Source organism: Enterococcus sp. DIV0756, from assembly GCF_051710745.1.
Taxonomy (GTDB): Bacteria; Bacillota; Bacilli; order Lactobacillales; family Enterococcaceae; genus Enterococcus_A.
In genome coordinates, this window is the sequence record NZ_JBIOLF010000002.1 from 473,844 (window position 1) to 494,231 (window position 20,388).

At 38.2% G+C, this 20,388-nt stretch carries 19 protein-coding genes and 1 pseudogene; 6 read left to right on the forward strand and 14 right to left on the reverse strand.

From position 1 onward, the window contains the following. The first annotated feature begins 134 nt into the window (after positions 1-134). The gene (locus tag IGI44_RS18735; protein WP_438789453.1) at positions 135-1,646 is read left to right on the forward strand and encodes a sigma-54 interaction domain-containing protein; all 1,512 of its coding nucleotides are present in this window, start codon (positions 135-137) and stop codon (positions 1,644-1,646) included. Between the two features lie 104 nt (positions 1,647-1,750). On the opposite strand, the gene fic is transcribed toward IGI44_RS18735, so the two are convergent. After that, positions 1,751-2,359 carry a protein adenylyltransferase Fic gene (gene fic / locus IGI44_RS18740; RefSeq protein WP_438789454.1) on the reverse strand — a complete coding sequence of 203 codons (609 nt, stop codon included), beginning with the start codon at positions 2,357-2,359 and terminating at the stop codon, positions 1,751-1,753. Between the two features lie 344 nt (positions 2,360-2,703). Between fic and mazE the strand changes: the two genes are divergently transcribed. Together mazE and IGI44_RS18750 are read left to right on the forward strand one after the other, a co-directional pair. Beyond that, complete coding sequence (mazE, locus tag IGI44_RS18745; protein WP_438789455.1) at positions 2,704-2,934, forward strand: type II toxin-antitoxin system PemI/MazE family antitoxin; 231 nt, start codon at positions 2,704-2,706, stop codon at positions 2,932-2,934. After that, positions 2,934-3,277, forward strand: a pseudogene (locus IGI44_RS18750) (type II toxin-antitoxin system PemK/MazF family toxin). The gene mazE and the pseudogene IGI44_RS18750 overlap by 1 nt, the downstream one beginning before the upstream one ends. Positions 3,278-3,628: 351 nt before the next feature. Here IGI44_RS18750 and arcA read toward each other — a convergent pair. The 5 genes from arcA to IGI44_RS18775 all read right to left on the reverse strand — a co-directional run bounded on the left by arcA (position 3,629) and on the right by IGI44_RS18775 (position 8,603). Continuing rightward, a complete protein-coding gene (gene arcA, locus IGI44_RS18755) occupies positions 3,629-4,846 on the reverse strand; it encodes an arginine deiminase (protein ID WP_438789456.1) in 1,218 nt (405 codons plus the stop codon). Positions 4,847-5,141: 295 nt separating this feature from the next. Next, positions 5,142-6,653, reverse strand: coding sequence for a glycoside hydrolase family 1 protein (locus IGI44_RS18760; protein ID WP_438789457.1), 1,512 nt, complete (start codon positions 6,651-6,653; stop codon positions 5,142-5,144). Further along, positions 6,653-6,982: a PTS lactose/cellobiose transporter subunit IIA gene (locus tag IGI44_RS18765; protein ID WP_438789458.1), complete on the reverse strand. Its 330-nt coding sequence runs from the start codon at positions 6,980-6,982 to the stop codon at positions 6,653-6,655. Before IGI44_RS18765 ends, IGI44_RS18760 begins: the two co-directional genes overlap by 1 nt. A gap of 24 nt (positions 6,983-7,006) precedes the next feature. Further along, a complete protein-coding gene (locus tag IGI44_RS18770) occupies positions 7,007-8,284 on the reverse strand; it encodes a PTS sugar transporter subunit IIC (protein ID WP_438789459.1) in 1,278 nt (425 codons plus the stop codon). A gap of 10 nt (positions 8,285-8,294) precedes the next feature. Next, positions 8,295-8,603 carry a PTS sugar transporter subunit IIB gene (locus tag IGI44_RS18775; protein WP_438789460.1) on the reverse strand — a complete coding sequence of 103 codons (309 nt, stop codon included), beginning with the start codon at positions 8,601-8,603 and terminating at the stop codon, positions 8,295-8,297. 182 nt (positions 8,604-8,785) lie between these two features. Between IGI44_RS18775 and IGI44_RS18780 the strand changes: the two genes are divergently transcribed. Next, complete coding sequence (locus IGI44_RS18780) at positions 8,786-10,684, forward strand: BglG family transcription antiterminator (protein WP_438789461.1); 1,899 nt, start codon at positions 8,786-8,788, stop codon at positions 10,682-10,684. Between the two features lie 505 nt (positions 10,685-11,189). Here IGI44_RS18780 and IGI44_RS18785 read toward each other — a convergent pair. From IGI44_RS18785 to IGI44_RS18810, 6 genes are all read right to left on the reverse strand, one after another. Next, on the reverse strand, positions 11,190-11,402 hold the full coding sequence (locus IGI44_RS18785; protein ID WP_438789462.1) for a hypothetical protein: 213 nt from the start codon (positions 11,400-11,402) through the stop codon (positions 11,190-11,192). Positions 11,403-11,598: 196 nt separating this feature from the next. Further along, complete coding sequence (locus IGI44_RS18790; protein WP_438789463.1) at positions 11,599-11,835, reverse strand: hypothetical protein; 237 nt, start codon at positions 11,833-11,835, stop codon at positions 11,599-11,601. A gap of 89 nt (positions 11,836-11,924) precedes the next feature. After that, the gene (locus IGI44_RS18795) at positions 11,925-12,779 is read right to left on the reverse strand and encodes a nucleotidyl transferase AbiEii/AbiGii toxin family protein (protein ID WP_438789464.1); all 855 of its coding nucleotides are present in this window, start codon (positions 12,777-12,779) and stop codon (positions 11,925-11,927) included. Beyond that, entirely contained in the window at positions 12,776-13,363 is a 588-nt protein-coding gene (locus IGI44_RS18800) for a type IV toxin-antitoxin system AbiEi family antitoxin domain-containing protein (RefSeq protein WP_438789465.1), read from the reverse strand. Before IGI44_RS18800 ends, IGI44_RS18795 begins: the two co-directional genes overlap by 4 nt. 524 nt (positions 13,364-13,887) lie before the next feature. After that, positions 13,888-14,283, reverse strand: a complete 396-nt coding sequence (locus IGI44_RS18805) for a VOC family protein (RefSeq protein ID WP_438789466.1) — start codon at positions 14,281-14,283, stop codon at positions 13,888-13,890. A 104-nt stretch (positions 14,284-14,387) separates the two neighbouring features. After that, positions 14,388-14,642: a cytoplasmic protein gene (locus IGI44_RS18810; protein WP_438789467.1), complete on the reverse strand. Its 255-nt coding sequence runs from the start codon at positions 14,640-14,642 to the stop codon at positions 14,388-14,390. Positions 14,643-14,808: 166 nt separating this feature from the next. Between IGI44_RS18810 and IGI44_RS18815 the strand changes: the two genes are divergently transcribed. Both IGI44_RS18815 and IGI44_RS18820 read left to right on the forward strand, forming a co-directional pair. Beyond that, entirely contained in the window at positions 14,809-15,051 is a 243-nt protein-coding gene (locus IGI44_RS18815) for an addiction module antitoxin (protein ID WP_438790298.1), read from the forward strand. After that, entirely contained in the window at positions 15,048-15,458 is a 411-nt protein-coding gene (locus IGI44_RS18820) for a type II toxin-antitoxin system death-on-curing family toxin (protein WP_438789468.1), read from the forward strand. Before IGI44_RS18815 ends, IGI44_RS18820 begins: the two co-directional genes overlap by 4 nt. Positions 15,459-15,538: 80 nt before the next feature. On the opposite strand, the gene IGI44_RS18825 is transcribed toward IGI44_RS18820, so the two are convergent. Together IGI44_RS18825 and IGI44_RS18830 are read right to left on the reverse strand one after the other, a co-directional pair. Further along, a complete protein-coding gene (locus IGI44_RS18825) occupies positions 15,539-16,378 on the reverse strand; it encodes an HAD family hydrolase (protein WP_438789469.1) in 840 nt (279 codons plus the stop codon). Between the two features lie 179 nt (positions 16,379-16,557). Next, positions 16,558-20,316, reverse strand: a complete 3,759-nt coding sequence (locus IGI44_RS18830; protein WP_438789470.1) for a MucBP domain-containing protein — start codon at positions 20,314-20,316, stop codon at positions 16,558-16,560. Positions 20,317-20,388 lie beyond the last annotated feature (72 nt).

Genomic DNA, 20,388 nt, shown 5'->3' on the forward strand with positions numbered 1-20,388 from the left:
TATCTATCTTTTAGGAAGTTAAAAGATCGTCATGAAGTTTGATCATCATCAAAAAATTTCTATTTTACCAAAGAAACATCTGATTAATCGGCTATGCTATAATTGAATAAAAATGAGAAAAAGAGGTGATTTAAATGAGGAAAAAAGATACCCTCAAAACCGTTGAATCGGAGCTAAAAGTGAATAGTGGCACTGAAGATGATTATACCCTTGATACCAAATTGCTTAATGACCTTAGCAATTCTGTTGATATTGTTCATTTTTTAAGTATGATCGTTGAAAGATCACACGATGGAATATGTATTACTGATGGAGAAGCGAAAAAAATATATGTCAATCATGCTTATGAAAAAATTACTGGACTTAAAAAGGAAGAATTACTAGGAAAAAGTATGCAAGAACTGCAGAAAGCCAAAATTGTATCACAATCCATTGCGCTTAAAGTAATTAAAACAAAGCAAAGCCTTACAATTGAGCAAACGTTCAAAACGGGTAGAAAGGCATTAACAACAATGACACCCGTTTTCAATGAGGTTGGCGATGTGATTTACACTGTTGGCAATGTAAGAGACATCACTGAATTAATAGATTTGAAAGCAAAGTATCAAATAACCAAAAAGCAATCCGAAGAATACAAAGACAAGCTAGATACTGTTAGCTCCACAATCTTGCATTCTACAGGTATTGTTGGTAGTGACAAAGCTTTTCTAAATTTATTGAATCTTTCAAAAAAAGTCGCTAAATTAGATACAACTGTTCTTGTTCTAGGTGAAACAGGAGTGGGAAAAGAAGAGCTAGCGAAATACATAATGAAAAACTCAAGTAGACAAAATGGTAGTTTTATCGCGGTTAACTGTGCTTCTTTACCTCATAACCTGATTGAATCAGAATTATTTGGTTATGACGAAGGTGCCTTTACAGGATCGAAAAAAGGTGGAAAGAAAGGATTATTTCTTTTAGCAGACAAAGGAACTATTTTTCTTGATGAGGTTGGAGAACTATCACTTGAAGCTCAGGCAAGCCTTCTTAGAGTTATGCAGGAAAAGGTAATCCGACCCGTAAACTCTGAAAAAGACATAAAAATCGATGTTCGAATTATTGCAGCTACGAATCAGGACCTGACAAAGATGGTTAAGAATGGGTTGTTTAGAGAGGACCTCTTTTACCGTTTGAACATTTTTCCCGTTGAGGTACCACCTTTAAGAGAAAGAAGAGATGATATCCGCTTGTTAGCAGATTTCTTCATTGACCGCCTAAATCAGAAATACGACGTTCAAAAAAAATTCACTTCAGATTCGATTCATGTCATGGAAAGCTATCATTGGCCTGGAAATATAAGAGAGCTACGCAATGTGGTTGAACGCTCCTTTATACTAAGTGAGCAAGATGAGATTTTCCCCTCAGATATCACGTTTTTATATGACAAAGAAACTAGCCAAGACAACACCTCTTTTGCTTCAAATATTGGAATCGAAAAAGTTGATTTAAAAACTGAAATTGCCCGAATTGAACTTCGAGCGATCACAAAAGCCTATCAACAATTCGGAAATGTCAAGGATGCTGCGGAAGCACTGAACTTGGAGCCTTCTACTTTCGTTCGAAAAAGAAAAAAATACTTGGGGATTTTTGGGACTGCTGAAGTGTAATTGCTGTGCCCCATTGATACCAATACCGTTATGTAAATTGAAAAGCCCGCCAGTATAATGACAAAACATCGCTTATACTAGTGGGCTGTTTAATTTCTCTACAACTACAAATTTTCCGTCTTAAACTCTGAATACCCCTCATAATAATAACTAGCATCAATCCCTTTGAAGTAAATTTCATGATCAGCAATTTTATCAGTCAAAGCAGGTCTCAATAACTCTTTGATTGGAAGATCATTCACCGGACTCATGATCATTGCTGAAAGATGGGCATCCTTGTCCACCTCGTTCCAGTCTACCATCTTTTCAATTTCTTTCTTCAGTATCTGATCCAACCAAATCCTAGTGGCGCGGCCGTTGCCTTCTCTAAATGGATGGGCAATATTCATCTCTACATATTTTTCAATTATTTGTTCGTAATTCGTCTGTTCAAGCTTCTCAATTTCTTTCAACGCAGGTTCAAGATACAGCACAGGCGCAAATCGAAACTGGCCTTTGGCTAAATCAACCTCTCGGATTTTCCCCGCAAAAGGATAAATATCTTGAAATAGATAATGATGAAGTTGAGCTAGTCCTTTAAAAGTACCTACCTCGAACGAATCAATGACATTCTTTTCTACGAGTTCTTTTGCTCTGATTTTTGTTGTTCTTTCTTCAATTCTCGCAAGCTCAGCCTGATTATCTATGCCAAGTAAATTCTCTAAAACAGCCATAACTCGTTCTCCTCTTTCAAATAGTCATCAGGATAAAATCTACCAAACATCTACCTCGTATTCATTTATTATATCACTTATTTTTTATACCTATAAAGCTTAGCATAACCGTTCGAACGGTCTATTTTTGTTAAGGAGAAATTAAAATAAAGACAACTCGGATCTTCATTTGTGATACCCCGAGTTGTCTAATTAAATTTTCCCATCTTATTCATTGATTTTCCTCTTCAAAATTGATTTTTCTTTCAAATTAGAATTGCATTTTCTGTAGGCACTAAAATAAAACAAACATCCGATGCGTGATTGAGTGTTACATGGTAAAATTAACATAAAGGAGGGATACTATGCTTGTTGCAAAATCTAGATTACAAGGGAACTCTGTAGTGATAACTTTACCTTCAGATAACGGAAAGAAACCTAAAGAAAACAAAGAGTATATTGTTGTCTATTCTGATGATGGGACAATCACATTAGTTCCCAAAATTGAAGATTCCTTCAGCGGTGGAGAAAAAGCGGAGTATTATGAAAAAGACGAATGGGCAGATTTATCTCCTGAAGGAAGAGAGATTTTATGATGACTGAAGAAAAAATTTATATTCCTAAAAAAAAGGGGATATTGTATGGTTTGATTTTGATCCTTCCGCAGGAAAAGAGATTCAAAAGAGACGTCCCGGGTTGGTCGTATCTAGATACGAGTTTAACCGTAAAACGATGTTTGCAGTGAGTTGCCCGATTACTTCTACAATCAGAAACTTACCAACACGTTACTCTTTACCAAACGATTTAGATACTACGGGACAAATACTTATTTCTCAATTAAAATCACTTGATTTCAAAGAGAGAAAGCTCAAAAAAATTGAATCCTTACCTTTGCAAGATATGGCTAAAATAGATCAAATTATTGAATATTTTTTTTAATCATAGTAATGAGCTGTTGTTATTAGTACAACGAGTTTGTTATTATGATTTTTTCTCGTATATTTTGCGAGAGTCACGTTATATAAATTCGAAAACAAAATACACTCCTATCAAAGATTGTCCAATACGAGGCAAACTCCGACTTCATGCTAAAAACTATTACAGTTCATTCATCATTAACCGCTCAATCTTTCCTTCTTAATAATCACCCTTTTCAGCACTATTTCCTGTAACAATCAGATCTCCTAATTTAAAACCGATAGTTATTTTGAACTTTCCTGCCAAATAGTTATTTTAAAATAATCATAAATGATTCCCTTCTCCCACATGATGACCCCTACCAAACCTCACTTATTCCCTAACAAACGGCATACTCATACAGCGTGGACCACCGCGGCCGCGAACGAGTTCGCTTCCCGGGATGGTGTTTATTTTGACGCCGGCTTCTTTTAATTTCTTATTCGTGATCGTGTTGCGATCATAGACGATCACTTCGCCAGGCGCGATTGCTAAGGTGTTCGCGCCATCGTTCCATTGCTCCCGAGCAGCTGCGGTAATGTCGTTTCCGCCGCAGCGAATCAGTTCTACAGCAGGCAGATCGAGATAGCGGCACAGAATGTTTTCCAGCGTATCCTTTTCCTCGATGATGTTCACTTTGTGATTGCCTTTGATTAGGGAGTAGACCACTAAATCTCCTTCAATCTCAGGATGGATCGTAAATTTATCCTGATCAACCATCGTAAAGACAGTGTCTAGATGCATGAATTTCCGTTCTTCACCAATATTGAAGGCCAATATATGCTCAAAGCTTGCTTCATCTTCAAAAATGCGAGCAGCCAATTTTTTGATGGATTCCTTATCCGTTCGTTGAGAAATTCCGACAGCCAACACCTTGTTTGAAAGTACTAACACATCGCCGCCTTCAAGTCTCGTGCTATCTTCACGGTCGTACAGCAGATTCACAGGATTTTGGGCAAACATCGGATGATAGTTGAAAATATATTTAGCATACAAAGTCTCTCTGCGACGAGTCTCGGCATACATTTTATTCAGAGCAATACTGCTGCCAATCGTCGAAAAAGGATCACGAGTAAAATACAAATTCGGCATCGGGTCAATATAAAAAGGTGACACCTCGTCTATCCTGTCAGTCCGCCGGTTGCGCATCCCAATCGACAGCTGATTTCTTTTCAACCCAGCCATCGTATGATCAATTAACATGCGATTATCCTTAATATCCGAAAAATAGTTCGTCATTTCTTTACGAATATCATCATCAGTGATGAAGGCTTCATCTAAGTATTCCTGTAAAAATTCCTGTTTGGTGCCGTCACTTGTCAACGACTCCGCAGCTAAGTCTTCTAAGTAAAGAACCTCGACCCCTTTTGAGCGAAGGGTATCCGCAAATAGATCATGCTCCCTTCTCGCCTGATCAAGAAATGGGATATCGTCAAATAACAGCTGCTCCAGATAATCGGGCATCAAGTTCTCCAGCTCCTGTCCAGGTCGATGCAAGAGCACTTGTTTCAATGGACCGATTTCCGAAAAAACATGAATTGGTTTCTTCATAACTTCTTCCCCTTCCTCTCTGCATGTACGCGTTCTCAATTAAAGGCCTGATATCCAGTCCTCAAAAAAGAATGCCTAACAAAAGTATAGATGAGAATCACAGATAATCCAAATTCCCTGCTGTTACAAAAAGGAAAGAGCCTAGAAAGACTCTTACATTTTTTCTCCTATTTATCGCTTCACAGAGTACCCTTTTATAAGCTGAGAAAACAAAAATAGACCAACCACCTTTTACTAGCGATTGGTCATCAATTCTAAATATAAAACTTCCTTGTACGTAGTTAGCCTTCTATTATTAACTATTATTCTCTAAGTTTTCCCCGTTTGATTCAATTACCTGCTTATAATAATAGAATGATTTTTTTCGCGTCCTTTTTGCGGTTCCATTTCCATAATCGTCTAAGTCAACATAGATCATTCCGTATCTTTTCTTCATTTCTGAGGTTCCTGATGAGATTAAGTCAATCGGTCCCCACCAAGCATAGCCGAAAATGTCTACGCCATCGGTAATGGCTTCTCCCATTTGCTCAATGTGTCGTTTCATATAATCGATCCGATAATCGTCTTCAACATAACCATTCGCATCCGCCTGATCAATCGCACCTAAACCATTTTCCGAAATGAAGATAGGCAATTGATAGCGATCATAAATATGATTCAAAGTAATTCGGAAGCCAATAGGATCAATAGGCCATCCCCAACCAGACATTTCTAGATTCGGATTTTTTATATCTGAAACTAGTCGTCCGGTTGGTTTGGGTACTTTTTCTCCTTTAAATCTCATGACATAGGTCATATAGTAGCTAATCGTAATAAAATCAACGGTTCCTTGCTGTAACACTTCCAGGTCATTTTCTTCCATCGCGATGGTAATAGCATTTTCATCAAAAAATCGTTTCATGTAATAAGGGTATTTCCCTTTGCACTGAACATCTGTGAAGAACCAATTAAAATGATCTTCAAAAAGAACCTGCAATTGATCTTCTGGTTTTGTACTTTCGGCATAGTTCTCTAATCGACAAAGCATGTTCCCCATCTTGGCTTCAGGGTCAATCTCATGACATTTAATTACTGCTAACGCACTTGCGACCATTTGATTATGCACCGCTTGAAATTTTTCTTGCCAATGACCCAAGTAAGGGTTGCAGGTGTTTGCAGTAGGTGCGCCATCAAAGATTAACCCACTACTGGTAAATGGATTAGATAAGACATTGTTGATCTCATTAAAGGTCAACCAGTATTTTACTTTTCCCTTGTATCTTTTTAAAACTGTTTCAACATAATGAACGAAGGCGTCCACAGTATGTCTGCTTAGAAAACCACCATATTTTTCTGCTAAATGCAATGGCGTATCAAAATGGCAAAGTGTTACCATCGGCTCAATCCCATGTTTATGGCATTCATCAAATACTTTGTCATAAAATGCTAGGCCTTCTTCATTCGGGGTATCGTCATCGCCGTTCGGAAAAATCCGGGACCATGAAATACTCAATCGAAACACTTTAAATCCCATTTCCGCAAATAATGCAATATCTTCTTTGTAGGTATGATAGAATCCGATCCCTCGACGTTTAGGAAGCGCCCATTTCTCAGGATTTTTCTTCATGTCAGCAACCATTTCAGCAGACGCTGCATTATGAGGAACATGTTCATCAAAAGCACCTTCTGTTTCACGAATTTCATCTGTAATTAATCGAGCAAAATCAGAAGTCGCTAGTCCCCGTCCACCTTCATTATAGGCACCTTCGATTTGGTTCGCAGCAGTAGCACCGCCCCATAAAAATCCTTTAGGAAATGTTTTTGTCATTATACTTTTTCTCCTTTCACCTGGCTAAATAATGTCTGAAAAATCGGTAACATTTTTTTCGTTAAATGCAATTCTGTATTGATGGTCATCATCGTATCCTGCGCATGAATAAATAGTAGTGAATACTCCATATCTTCTCCTGCTGCCTGTTGTTGAATAATTTCTGTTTGACCGTTGTGGGCTTTTACGATTTCCAAATCTGCTAATTCTAATGACTTTTCAGCCGCCTGAAACTCAAAGCTTGCCATTAAATCCAGTGATTCATCAATATATTCTCGTGCATTACCAGCATGTAAGATTACTGTCATCGCTGCTGAATTTATGTCCATAATCTTGTCCCCATTCCTAAAATTTTATGCTTCCGTTACAATACCTTCGACCTGTTGCTTCTTAGCCTTTTTTTCTGCCGCTCGTTTTTCTTCTTTTTTCACTTCAAATTTGTCAGCCGCTTTAAAGAATGGGTACCAGACAAGAGCTGCTATGATTAGATTAACAATCACTAATAATGCATTGCGATAGTCGCCGCCTGACATCACAAAAGCAGAAATCGGGTTCGGCATAAAGTTCATATCAAAGTTCACATGATTTACTGATCCAAATCCAAAGTTGATCCACAGATAAGCAACTCCTGGTAAAATTACACTCAACAGCATCATTGGAATAAACATGAACGGATTATTTACAATTGTCCCGTAAACTAACGGCTCATTAATGTTAAATACGGATGGAACGATTGTTGCTCTACCAAGTATTTTGTAGCGTTTACTTTTTGCAAAAAGCATCATAAAGGCAATCGGCAAGGTCGCTCCTTGTCCACCAATATGGTAATAACGACTGAAGCCATAGGAATAAATATTCGTCGGTTTCATGCCCGCCGCAATAGCCGCTGCATTTTCAGCAATCGCCGCTTGTGTAATAGATCGCGTAACCGGCGTAAATACCCACCCGCTAATACCAAAGAAGTAAAACAAATTCTGTAAGCAGACAATAAAGATAACCCCAGGCAAGCTTTGTGCAAATCCTGTTACTGGCTTCATCAATAGCTGAACCATCGAGAAGATATCGACTTTCAATAACGTTGTAAAGATAAAACCGATGAATAAACTTAAGAAAATGGCGATGATATTATCGAACCAATTCTTGATAAAATCTGGAATAAGACTGTCTTCACCAAAGAAAGAAAACTTAACCATACTTCGATAAATGAACGCTACCGCAAGTCCAATAACCATAGAGGTAAACATTCCGCCAGCTCCAAATTTGCCAAGATCAATCAATGTCCCTGTTTCTGTTGTCGTCATATTCATACAGAGCATGAAGGTCCCAATCCCAGTAAAACCAGCGATCATACTGCGATCCTTTTTCTCCATTTTTACTAAGCAATTATACGGGATGATAAATACCACGAATAATCCAATTAAGCCAAATGAATACTGACTGATTGGCGAGAGATCTGGGAGATTCGGGAAAAAGGTTCGAACAATGCTCCATAAACTAGGGATAGCACTGACCATTGAGAAAGGAACAATATACAGGATGGCGTCCGCTACTATGCCGAACCAAAAGTTTTGAGTAATCTTGTTTACAATAGGAACCATATGTTTTTCAATCCATGCTTGTATCTTCTTCATTTTTATCCTCCTAACTGTTGTAAAGCTCTAAAGCAGCCTCTAGGATGCTTTCACCATCTAATGCCGCATAATCATCCGGGTCAATTGCCATAACTTTTACGTGATGATCTTCTAACTCTGCTTGATATTTCGACACTTCTGCCGAGAAATGTGGTCCCAACAATAGAACATCAATTTTATCCGCGTACTCCATAACCTGTGACTTGCTGACGGCATTCACTTTTACTTGCAGCCCTTTTTGTTTACCGATCTTTCGCATGTTTGCCGCCATGAATCCTGTTGAGGCCCCTATTCCACAAGCTAGCAATATATTGATCATTTTCTTTTCCCTCCTTGGATTTGATAACTTAATCATAAAGACATTTCTTGAGATTTTCGACTACTCTTTTTTCCAGACCCCGGCAATATACTTATTTTTACCGTTAGCGGAAAAAAGAGTGGTTTCAATAGGAAAAGCACTTCGTTATAATTGAGAAAAAATGGATGATTGGATGATTGATTATGAAAAAGACGAAACAAGAGGAATTACTCCAAATTTTGACTCAATCAACTGATTGGATTTCTTCAAGCTCACTAGCTACCTTGATGGGTGTAAGTCAACGTACAATCAGAAATTATGTGAATGCTATTAATAGCAACGCGTTAGCAGATATCGAATCCTCTAAAAGCGGCTATAAACTAAATAAAAAAGTCCCTGCCTCTATCGACAAGGAACCCTTGATGGATGAACGCATCTATTTTATTATGTCAAAACTGCTTGCCTGTCCAACAGGAGTCTCTGTATTCGATCTATCGGAAGGATTATCCGTCAGTGAAAGCACCATTATTAATATTTGCATGCCAAAAATAAAAAATATCATTCTTCCCTTTAATTTAACGATTCAATCCCAGAACTACGATTTCTTTTTGAATGGTTCCGAGCGAGATAAACGAAAAATGATTGGCTATTTAGTTACCCATAATAATTACGGCTATTTTACATCGGGTGACACGCTAGAAAAAATTTTTCCGAACTTCAATATAAAAGACTTAATGAAGAACCTATACAAACTTTTTGACCAGTCAACATTATTTATCAATAATTTTGCGATGAATAACTTATTGATTCATATATTAATCATTTTGATTCGAGTCAATTCGAATGACCGACTCACTGCCTTTGAAAAAAAAGAGGAGCCTGATTTTTTAGCAAATTTCAAACAAAAAAAGGATATCATCGAGCTTGCCGATCGTATCCATCAATATTTTGAGGATCATTTTTCAATTGAAATACCAGAGAAAGATTACCAACAAATTGTCCTATTGATTTTCTTATCAACCAATTACGATGTTAATAGTTTGAAATCAATCATCGATACCTCTTTCATTTCTTCCATTGAACAAATGGTTACCCAAGTCTCTCAGCGGTATACGATTGATCCATTTGATCAGGAGTTTATTTCTCAATTAACCCTGCATATGTACAATGCTCGAGAGCGAAGTCAGTTCGATTTGAGCTATCCTAATCCTATCGCCAAGGAAGTAAAACGAGAATACGCGCCTATTTATGATATGGCCGTCTACTTTGCCCATTTATTTTCAAAAAAATATGCCGTTACTTTATCTGAAAGCGAGATTGCTTTTATTACCTTTCATTTTGGCGCTTATTTAGAAAACAATCAGAATTATCAAGCGAGTATTTCTTGCATTATTATCGTAGAGGATTATTTAAACCTATCTAAAACGATTGTCCAGCAAATTGAGAAAAAATTTCAACAGGATCTAGCCATTCGACAGGTGATGTCGTTAAATCAGTTTATGATGTCTAAGCCCGAATGCGACTTATTAATTAGTATCGTTGAGGTGCCGATCCAGCATCCGCACATCGTCACTATCAGTCCCATCATTACAAACAAAAATTTTATTGATATCCAAAATGAACTCGATTATTTAAACGAACGAAAGAAAATGAGCCGCGCCGGAAAATACTTAAGAAGCTGGTTTAATGAAGCAATCTATTTCAGAAATATTCAGCTAGACTCCCCAACGGAATATATTCAATTTATGGGAGAAAAATGCTTGGAAAATCATTTTATTCAACCAAACTTTATTGAGGATGTTTTATTACGCGAATCTGTTTCTAGTACGGCGTTTACTGATTGCTTAGCAGTTCCTCATACTATCAGCCAGCATGCTGAAGTATCATTTATTTGCGTGATCCATAATGATGTCCCTCTTCAATGGACAAATAATAAGGTCAATTTCATCTTAATGATTGGCATCACCCAAAGTGATATGAAATATTTTAACGATGCCTTCAATTTATTAATTGAATTCTTCGTAACTCCCGACAATCAAATCAAATTACTTGGTACGAAAAATTTCTCTGATTTCGTCAATACTTTGTTGCCCATAAGTTGATCCTACGTTTTTTTGACACTAACTTAAAAAGTGATGCGGCTCGATTAATGAGCCGCATCACTTTTGATTTCCTAAATATCAAGCAATTAGTCGATTCAGAATTCTAGAAGTACCAAAAGATACATTATTTCTCCATATTATTTTCATCACGTAAATAATGTGGGGCTTCAATTTAGTAAAATAAACAGCACACTTTTTCCTTTGGGTTACCATTATTTTAGAGAAAACGTCATTTAATGAATCAAGAAAATTGTGTCCTCAGCGCTGAAGCCTATCGATTAAAGAAAGTAGATGAAAAATATGTTCACTCCTGAAAGTCTATTAATCATCGGCATGTTTATGATCAATTTGAATCTCGGAGCCTCAGAATCAGCATTTTTTAAAAAATATCCCTTGTCTTCTAGGTATATTCAGGTCGTAGCACTTTTTTGTATGATGGGCGCACTTTTACAAATAAGATAGGCTTCTCGCATACTTCATGAACAACTTCTGATTGATTTTCTATCTATTTATCTAAAACAGCAGATAAAATGGCCGCCAAAATCCATAGAATGATAAATACGAGAAGGGTTTTATCGTCTATTCCGTGATGAAGAACGATTGAGCCTACAACCATTATAGCGAAGGTTATACTGGTAGAGATGATTCCAACATAAAACCTAAAGAAGGGCGATCGCCATTCAGCCTTTTTCTTTTGTTTATTCATCCAATGCCTCACTTTTTATCCTCCTTAATCATGATGAATACTTATAAAATAGTACAACGGAAAAAAATAAATAAAAATCGTTCTCTAATTGAAACCCCTTACGTTTTTGCAATGACCGTAATTGATAGCATCCACCGCTTCAATTCTCATAAAAAAGCTTCTCGTTCACGCCAACCAATCCCTGACGTGAACGAGAAGCTTTTGCTTTCTATACAACAATAATATTCCAAACAATACCAAACCTATCCTTAACCGAAGCATGGAACGGACTATAAAAGGTCTCGGTTGGCGGAAGAAAGACCTCGCCGCCTTCTTTCAGCGCAGCAAACATCTTGGTCGCTTCCTCCACGTCTTTCGGATGGATCGTCAAATGCATGTTATTTCCGACAATCACCGGCTTGGCTACTTCATCTGCAAAGGTAAACGGTGTGCCGAAGAGCTCCATCTCTCCATGCAGCACATATTAATTAGTGTACGACGTGAGGATATTTTTTATACGATTGCAAGGTTCTCTTTCTTATAAACAGTAATATTTTAATGATCGCTCTCATAAATTTTTGATATTAGTTTTGTTATTGAATGAATAACTGAATCAAAACTAATCTCTTTTGCATAGGGGTATTGATTCTGATATTTAATCCATAATTGTTGTTGGAAGTCCGATAGATGAATTTCACTTAAAATTGAATCATAATCCTTAAGGTCAAAAGTAGACCTTCTCTTTTCTTTAGTATTTTCTAAGGCTTGACCTAAAATGACGTAATCTATTTTGCTTGATCGAACACTACTCAACATGAAGACATCATAAAAATCACGCGGTCTAGTCGTAGCGATCCCTCTAGATAAAATGGTTTCTAATTTTTCTGCAAGAACATTTTCTATAGGATAGGACCAAACTTGAATTTTTTCATCGCTAAACATTTTTTCAAATTCGAAATCTATTTCTTTTGGGGTGATCGCATCTCCTGTTGTAACGTCAATCGCAACTACTTCATGGATTCTTTCAAAATTAGCAATTAGCTTTATTTTTAATCCTGGGTATTGGTCCTTTTCTCGTATATTTTCAACACCCAGCACTGATAACTGGAATGATTCTTCAGTTTGAACCTTTACTATCTCCTCGGCAATCGAATACAAATTTTCAGAACTTAATTCAATCCCCACAATTGTCGTATCAAGATCCATTGTAGCTCGCAAATCTATTCCAATCATCCCTCCAATCAAATAACCACCTTTAATGATAAAGTTATCTCTATACTTAGATCTAGCTAATTTTTCCAAAAAAATCTCTATTAGATAGTTTTGTTGTACTTGTTGTGCGGGTATCCCCTTTTCTTTAGCAATTTGATTAATTTTTGCCTTAAAACTCATAGCGTTTTTGAAAATCATAATAATACCCCCATATAATCATTCATTTTCTTTTCCACTCCAAATAATTTTGCATATTGAAACAGTCTGTTAACATCCTTCTCTGTACTATTGGCATAACGTTTTAACGCTGGTATTAACTGCTCCATATCGCTATCATAGCGCGGCTTTAGTAAATCCACGAGGGTTCGCTCAATAGTATAGACAGAAAGAGCCCTCCCATTTCTATTAATAATTGTTTTGCCTATTTCATAATTCTTTGAAATCATTACTGGTCGAATGTTAGCTTTTCTCATCCTTGTAGATGACTGACCTTGAGGAAAAGTCATTACGATTTTAAGCGGCACACGATCGGAATAGCCTAATAAATACAATGCCGTTTCGTGAGAGTAGATTCCTTTTGGAAATCTGTGTTGTAGCAGAAAAAAATCGTCAACGTATCCATCCGGCGTGACATAAACACCATGTTGAACTCTTATTATTTTTCCCTCTGCTTCCAGTTCCTGCAAAGCACTCCGGTAAATTCCCGCATCAGTAATTTGTTTAGTTAATAGAATTCCATTATTCCTGTTAGCAATCTCTAAGGCTTCATCTTTTTTATTCATACTTAAACCTACTTTCGTGCTATTTAATATATATTATTATAGCATATAAGTAGCTCTTGTAAAAAATCTCTGTAGGCTATTTTTTGATCTCTTCACTATTAAAAAAGACTCTATCGCGTTATTCGACTGATAAAAAGAAGTTCTACTTTTGCACTTCAACTATCATGATATACCGGATATAGGAAGGTCGGTTTCATAGGGGATTTCATGAAAGAAAACTTCGAAAAATTGGGGATACTGCTGGAAACCCTCTCTCAATAGAATTTTCAGAGCTTATCAGAGTGAATGAATCGAATGTTGTTTTCGTCGAGGAAGTGAAGGTAATGGGAAAAAATAAAAAATATCGTTCTCCAATTAAAGCCCTTACGTTTTTTGCAATGATCGTATTAATTGAATTTCTTTTATTTTTTTAGATGGAATTAATTTTTAGACCGTAATTGATAGCATCCACCGCTTCAATTCTCATAAAAAAGCTTCTCGTTCACGCCAACCAATCCCTGACGTGAACGAGAAGCTTTTGCTTTCTATACAACAATAATATTCCAAACAATACCAAACCTATCCTTAACCGAAGCATGGAACGGACTATAAAAGGTCTCGGTTGGCGGAAGAAAGACCTCGCCGCCTTCTTTCAGCGCAGCAAACATCTTGGTCGCTTCCTCCACGTCTTTCGGATGGATCGTCAAATGCATGTTATTTCCGACAATCACCGGCTTGGCTACTTCATCTGCAAAGGTAAACGGTGTGCCGAAGAGCTCCATCTCTCCATGCAGCACATAGTTACTGACATCTTCCTCTACACCTGCTGGAACATAATCATTGTATTTCATGATATTCTTCTTTTCACCAGAAAAAACCCGTTCATAAAATTGCATCGCCTCTTCGCATTGCCTATCGAATAAGATGTACGGTGTTACCATGAGTAAATACCTCCAATCAACTGTATTTTCCATTAATGTATCATATGCGAGTCCTTAAATAAATTAGTTTCTCAAGCAATGAGTGCTCTAAGATACTAATCTATCTACCAAAACCAAACACCTCGCATCTCCTCTAGAAATTCTACCGATAACGAGTACTCCTCACTTCGCGGGATAACTGAATCAATACCGCAGTTAGGACACAATGCGGTCGGGTCGGGAGTTCCATCAATCCACTCCTTGATGCCTTCATATTGAAACAGCAGGCAGCAATAGAAACAACCGCATAACTCAGATTTTTCTAGCATTTTTTTATTGTAAATTGAGTACTTGTGAGCAGCTTGATAGCGTTCTTCCATATTTCCTCCTAAATTTAACAATTGGTTTAATTCTATCTTACTATGGATGAACAGGCGTTGTGAATCTCATTATCTAACTTTCACTTAACAACAATTAGTCAAATCGCTATCTTTCATCGATCATGATATACTGGATACACGAGATATACGAAAGGTGGGACTTATGATGGCGATTCAAGAAAGAAAACTTCGAAAAATAGGAAATTCAGTTGTCGTTACTCTCTCAAAAGAATTTTTGGAGAGTATTGGTGCGAGTGAATCAGATATTGTTTTCGTTGATGAGGAGAAGCTTAAAGAAGCTTTTGCAAAAAAGGAAGTAAAGGACGAGCATCAAAAAAAATTAGAAATGATGATTGCAAAATCCGTTCAGAAGCACGATGAACTCTATAAAGAATTGGTAGATAGATGACGATCCACTATTTAAGGACAGAGGATATTTCAAAGATGAACGCGTTTCAAATAGTGAATTATTCACCGGATGAGCAGTTGGGAATCAAAGACATAAATGCTTTAAAGAGAGGCGTAAATCAACCTGCTCAACACGTATTCGGTCGTGAACTTTATGTAACTATCGAGGAAAAAGCAGCCATCCTAATGATCAATCTGATTAAAAAACATCCCTTTCATAATGCAAATAAACGTACAGCTATGATGGCAGTAGATATTTTTCTGCAGCTTAATGGCTATTCCGTTCAATTTGATGTACAAGAAGGTATCGATCTCGTCGTATCCATCGCTACCGATGAATCGAGTGATTTTGAAAACTTGAAAGATGCTGTTTCACAGATAATCCGTGTACGAATGACCCCATCCTGAGAACCGACATGTACTTCGCAATGAACAGTCACTAAAAAGACCGATCCTCCACAAGAGAATCGGTCTTTAACCATTACTAATTAAACAAGCCCCATTTTCTCCAACATATACGCAATTCCACCTTCATCAGAGGTATAAGTGACCTCATCAGCGACAGCCTTTAGATTTTCATGGGCATTGGCCATCGCGATCCCAGTCGCGACTGCTTCGAACATCGGGATATCATTCTCACCGTCACCAAAGGCTAGGCAGTCTTTTTTCTCCTGACCAATGTGTGCCAACAATGTTTCAATGGCGGTCTTTTTGTTGATATTTCTCAGTCCGATTTCACCGCTGTCTGGACCAAAAGCGGGAACAGTACTTCGCAACATATGGAAATCACCGTGATACTTCGCATGGATGACCTCATATGGAATGGCCTGATTGACAAAGGACAGCTTGTTGACATCCTCATAATCGATGCGTTCAGGATCATCAATCAAAAGATCCAAAAACCAGCGTATCCCGTTTATTTTCTCTTGACCTTCTGCTGAATTTTCAGCTAAACCATTCAATGTTAACTCAATTAACCGGTTCTGCAAATTAGCACTCGCAAACAGCCCTTGATTGGACTCAAGATAGTACTCAACACCGTTCTCTTCTAAGAAGTCCACGAGCTTCTTTAACTCTTCTGGATCAAACACCTGATGGAGAATCACTTCTTCGTCAACCTCACAGTAGCCCCCGCCAGCACCGATAATTCCGCTGATCGGCAAAGCGAGAACGTCCGCTGGAATCTCCGCCTTCGAACGCCCAGTACACAAAAAGAAACGGTGCCCTTTTTCATACGACTGGATAATAGCATTTGCGGCACTTTCAGGTACCACTCCGCTGTCATTACATAATGTGCCATCAATATCTAAAAAGATGATTTTTCCCATTTCACTTCTCCATTCTAAAAAAACCTACTTAGAATAACGCTCTAAATAGGTTTTCGTTTTTATGATTGATCTTCAGTAATCTGTTCACTCCTTCACAGATTAACTAATATTATAGAGGGAAAAAGGGTTTTAATCCAGCTTTTATCGGACCTTTTTTACATGGCTCGCCTCGTTTCTCACTATTCATCGGTCATCTGATATTTCCTTTTTACATAGAGGCTGATGATAGAACAAGTTACAAAGACTAATCCTGAGAAAACAACGAGGCGGTTTCTTGTTTCTCCAGCCTTCAGTAACGCTTTTTGAGAACTGACACTACCTTTTTGACTTGTAGTTCCTCCGCTTTTTGGTTTAGTAGCGTTCGTAACACCAGATACCGCGGTCTTTTTGTAAATATACGTCACAGTTTGTGCTTTTGAGGTGAAGTTCCCTTTAGCGTTTCCTTGAAGTTCTTTGAAGGAATAGCCTTTAATAGTCTTTTGTTTCGTTTCATAGGCGGCTCCGATATTCCCTGAAAGAAGCTCAGATTCAGCAAGCTTTTTGCCAGCTTCATCTACATAGTTCACCGTCACATCCCCGCCTTTTTCAGGGACAGTCTCTTGTTTAGTATAAACATACGTAATCGTTTGCTCTTTTTCACTAAACGTTCCAGAAGAATTACCCTGAACTTCCTTAAAGTGGTATCCTTCAATTTCTTTACGTTCAGTGGTAAAACGCTCACCGATTTTTCCAGAAAACACTTCAGTATCAGCGATGTTCTTTCCTTTATCATCCTGATAACGTACGACAACTTTTCCTTCTGCGAACACCTCGAAGGAAACCGGGATCGATACCGTAACCGCGTTGTCGCTAGAAATATCTACAGTCATTTTATAAATCCCTACGGCTAAGTCTTCCACTGGAGCGATAGTAAAATTGACACTCTTTCCTGCATCCAGTTCATTTATCACGGTATTTTCGATTTTAAATGCCGCTGTTTCGCTTGTTGTTAGTGCGATATTCGTAACCTTATCTTCACTACTATTCGTGATAGTGATTTCCTTTAGTAAGGCGTTAGGATCATAACCAAGAGGCGCCTCAAAATCTAGACTTTTTGGTTCAACTTGCAAGCTTTCCTGTCTCTCGGGTCCTGCCTTGATCTCGTACTCTCGCGATAGACTGGCGAAGGATGTATCTGTCGCTTGATAACGCGCTTCGTAGGTTCCCGGAGCTAGTCCGGTGACCGCCGTTCCTTCAACTGGCGTCCAATTTTCTACACCTTTTTCCCGACATTCCACCGCATACGAGTTATAATTCATGTCCAATCGTCCATCATTTGCATCCTTGACGGTCTCATCTTTCGGCGTTATATAATTTGATGAGATTATGTTGCGCATCGGAATATTCAGGGTGAATGGATCACTGTCCTGTTTACTTGTGTCACTAGCTACTTGAATGATTTTCCAGTCGTTTCCATGACTGGTTTTTCCCATCATGTCATCTGTAATTTTGTACTCCGAGGCATTCTCAACTGTAAGTTCGGTATTTCCTAAAGTCAATTTGTACTTCGCAGTTGAATCAAAGCCCAGTAATAATTCCTTTTTGAAATCGATTGTTATTTTTGGCGTTGCTTCCTTTTCTAACCCCGCCTTAATCTCATATTCTCGCGATAGACTAGCGAAGGATGTATCTGTCGCTTGATAGCGTGCTTCATAGGTCCCCGGAGCTAGTCCGGTGACCGACATTCCCACGACTGGCGTCCAATTTTCTGCACCTTTTTTCCGATATTCCACCGCAAACGAGGTAAAATTCATGTTCAATCGTCCATCATTAGCGCCCTTGACGGTCTCATCTCTCGACGTTATATAATTTGATGAGATTATGTTGCGCATCGGAATATTCAGGGTGAATGGATCACTGTCCTGTTTAGCAGCATCATTAGCTACTCGAATAATTTTCCAGTCGTTTCCATGACTGGTTTTTCCCATCATGTCATCTGTAATTTTGTACTCCGAGGCATTCTCAACTGTAAGTTCAGTATTTCCTAAAGTCAATTTGTACTTCGCAGTTGAATCAAAGCCCAGTAATAATTCCTTTTTGAAATCGATTGTTATTTTTGGCGTTGCTTCCTTTTCTAACCCCGCCTTAATCTCATATTCTCGCGATAGACTAGCGAAGGATGTATCTGTCGCTTGATAGCGTGCTTCATAGGTCCCCGGAGCTAGTCCGGTGACCGACATTCCCACGACTGGCGTCCAATTTTCTGCACCTTTTTTCCGATATTCCACCGCAAACGAGGTAAAATTCATGTTCAATCGTCCATCATTAGCGCCCTTGACGGTCTCATCTCTCGACGTTATATAATTTGATGAGATTATGTTGCGCATCGGAATATTCAGGGTGAATGGATCACTGTCCTGTTTAGCAGCATCATTAGCTACTCGAATAATTTTCCAGTCGTTTCCATGACTGGTTTTTCCCATCATGTCATCTGTAATTTTGTACTCCGAGGCATTCTCAACTGTAAGTTCAGTATTTCCTAAAGTCAATTTGTACTTCGCAGTTGAATCAAAGCCTAATAGTCGTTCTTTCTTGTAATCAATAGTTATTTTTGGCGTTGCTTCCTTTTCTAAACCAGCCTTGATCTCATACTCTCGCGATAGACTGGCGAAAGACGTATCTGTCGCTTGATAGCGTGCTTCGTAGGTACCCGGAGCTAGTCCGGTGACCGACATTCCCACGACTGGCGTCCAATTTTCTGCACCTTTTTTCCGATATTCCACCGCAAACGAGGTAAAATTCATGTCCAATCGTCCATCATTTGCATCCTTGACGGTCTCGTCTTTCGACGTTATATAATTTGATGAGATTATGTTGCGCATCGGAATATTCAGGGTGAATGGATCACTGTCCTGTTTACTTGTGTCACTAGCTACTCGAATAATTTCCCATTCGTTTCCATGACTGGTTTTCCCCATCATGTCATCTGTAATTTTGTACTCCGAGGCATTCTCAACTGTAAGTTCGGTATTTCCTAAAGTCAATTTGTACTTCGCAGTTGAATCAAAGCCCAGTAATAATTCCTTTTTGAAATCGATTGTTATTTTTGGCGTTACTTCCTTTTCTAACCCGGCCTTGATCTCATACTCTCGCGATAGACTGGCGAAGGATGTATCTGTCGCTTGATAGCGTGCTTCGTAGGTCCCCGGAGCTAGTCCGGTGACCGACATTCCCACGACTGGCGTCCAATTTTCTGCACCTTTTTTCCGATATTCCACCGCAAACGAGGTAAAATTCATGTTCAATCGTCCATCATTAGCGCCCTTGACGGTCTCATCTCTCGACGTTATATAATTTGATGAGATTATGTTGCGCATCGGAATATTCAGGGTGAATGGATCACTGTCCTGTTTACTTGTGTCACTAGCTACACGAATAATTTTCCAGTCGTTTCCATGACTGGTTTTTCCCATCATGTCATCTGTGATTTTGTACTCCGAGACATTTTCTACTCTAAGTTCGGTAGTTCCTAAAATCAATTTGTACTTCGCAGTTGAATCAAAGTCTAGTAATAATTCCCTCTTGTAATCAATCGTGATTGCAGGTGTAGGTTCCTTCGCTAATTGTAACGAAGTAGGTCCTTCAGCTTTCTTATTCTTTTGTTCATTGGATCGGACAGCGGAGGGTCTCGTAGTGCTGAACGTGTTTTCTTCTTGAGTTAGCGAAACAGTTGCTGGTTGAGTCTCATGTTGGATATCTGATGACGGGGCTGTCGTTGTTGGTTGTGTGTCTGCTTTTGTACTTTGAGTGGTCTGATCAGCTGTAGTCGAAGTCATTTCGGTCGAAACAGCGTTTTTTGAAGTTTCAGATATTGTTTCAGAATAAACCAGTTGTCCTAATGGTACGAAGTTATGAAAAAGCATAATGAATAGTAACAAGCTACGTAATAGTTTTTTCATTTTTACACCTTCCTTGTAAACTAAGTAACAAAATACGATTCCTATAGCTCTAATTTTAAATAAAATATCTTT

Coding starts and splice junctions, on each gene's coding strand:
- IGI44_RS18790 (WP_438789463.1), bottom strand. CDS start 11,835: ATGGAGCTCTTCGGCACACCGTTTACCTTTGCAGATGAAGTAGCCAAG.
- IGI44_RS18770 (WP_438789459.1), bottom strand. CDS start 8,284: ATGAAGAAGATACAAGCATGGATTGAAAAACATATGGTTCCTATTGTA.
- IGI44_RS18795 (WP_438789464.1), bottom strand. CDS start 12,779: ATGATTTTCAAAAACGCTATGAGTTTTAAGGCAAAAATTAATCAAATT.
- IGI44_RS18735 (WP_438789453.1), top strand. CDS start 135: ATGAGGAAAAAAGATACCCTCAAAACCGTTGAATCGGAGCTAAAAGTG.
- IGI44_RS18780 (WP_438789461.1), top strand. CDS start 8,786: ATGAAAAAGACGAAACAAGAGGAATTACTCCAAATTTTGACTCAATCA.
- IGI44_RS18815 (WP_438790298.1), top strand. CDS start 14,809: ATGGCGATTCAAGAAAGAAAACTTCGAAAAATAGGAAATTCAGTTGTC.
- IGI44_RS18775 (WP_438789460.1), bottom strand. CDS start 8,603: ATGATCAATATATTGCTAGCTTGTGGAATAGGGGCCTCAACAGGATTC.
- IGI44_RS18765 (WP_438789458.1), bottom strand. CDS start 6,982: ATGGACATAAATTCAGCAGCGATGACAGTAATCTTACATGCTGGTAAT.
- IGI44_RS18810 (WP_438789467.1), bottom strand. CDS start 14,642: ATGGAAGAACGCTATCAAGCTGCTCACAAGTACTCAATTTACAATAAA.
- fic (WP_438789454.1), bottom strand. CDS start 2,359: ATGGCTGTTTTAGAGAATTTACTTGGCATAGATAATCAGGCTGAGCTT.
- arcA (WP_438789456.1), bottom strand. CDS start 4,846: ATGAAGAAACCAATTCATGTTTTTTCGGAAATCGGTCCATTGAAACAA.
- IGI44_RS18830 (WP_438789470.1), bottom strand. CDS start 20,316: ATGAAAAAACTATTACGTAGCTTGTTACTATTCATTATGCTTTTTCAT.
- IGI44_RS18760 (WP_438789457.1), bottom strand. CDS start 6,653: ATGACAAAAACATTTCCTAAAGGATTTTTATGGGGCGGTGCTACTGCT.
- IGI44_RS18805 (WP_438789466.1), bottom strand. CDS start 14,283: ATGGTAACACCGTACATCTTATTCGATAGGCAATGCGAAGAGGCGATG.
- IGI44_RS18825 (WP_438789469.1), bottom strand. CDS start 16,378: ATGGGAAAAATCATCTTTTTAGATATTGATGGCACATTATGTAATGAC.
- IGI44_RS18800 (WP_438789465.1), bottom strand. CDS start 13,363: ATGAATAAAAAAGATGAAGCCTTAGAGATTGCTAACAGGAATAATGGA.
- IGI44_RS18820 (WP_438789468.1), top strand. CDS start 15,048: ATGACGATCCACTATTTAAGGACAGAGGATATTTCAAAGATGAACGCG.
- mazE (WP_438789455.1), top strand. CDS start 2,704: ATGCTTGTTGCAAAATCTAGATTACAAGGGAACTCTGTAGTGATAACT.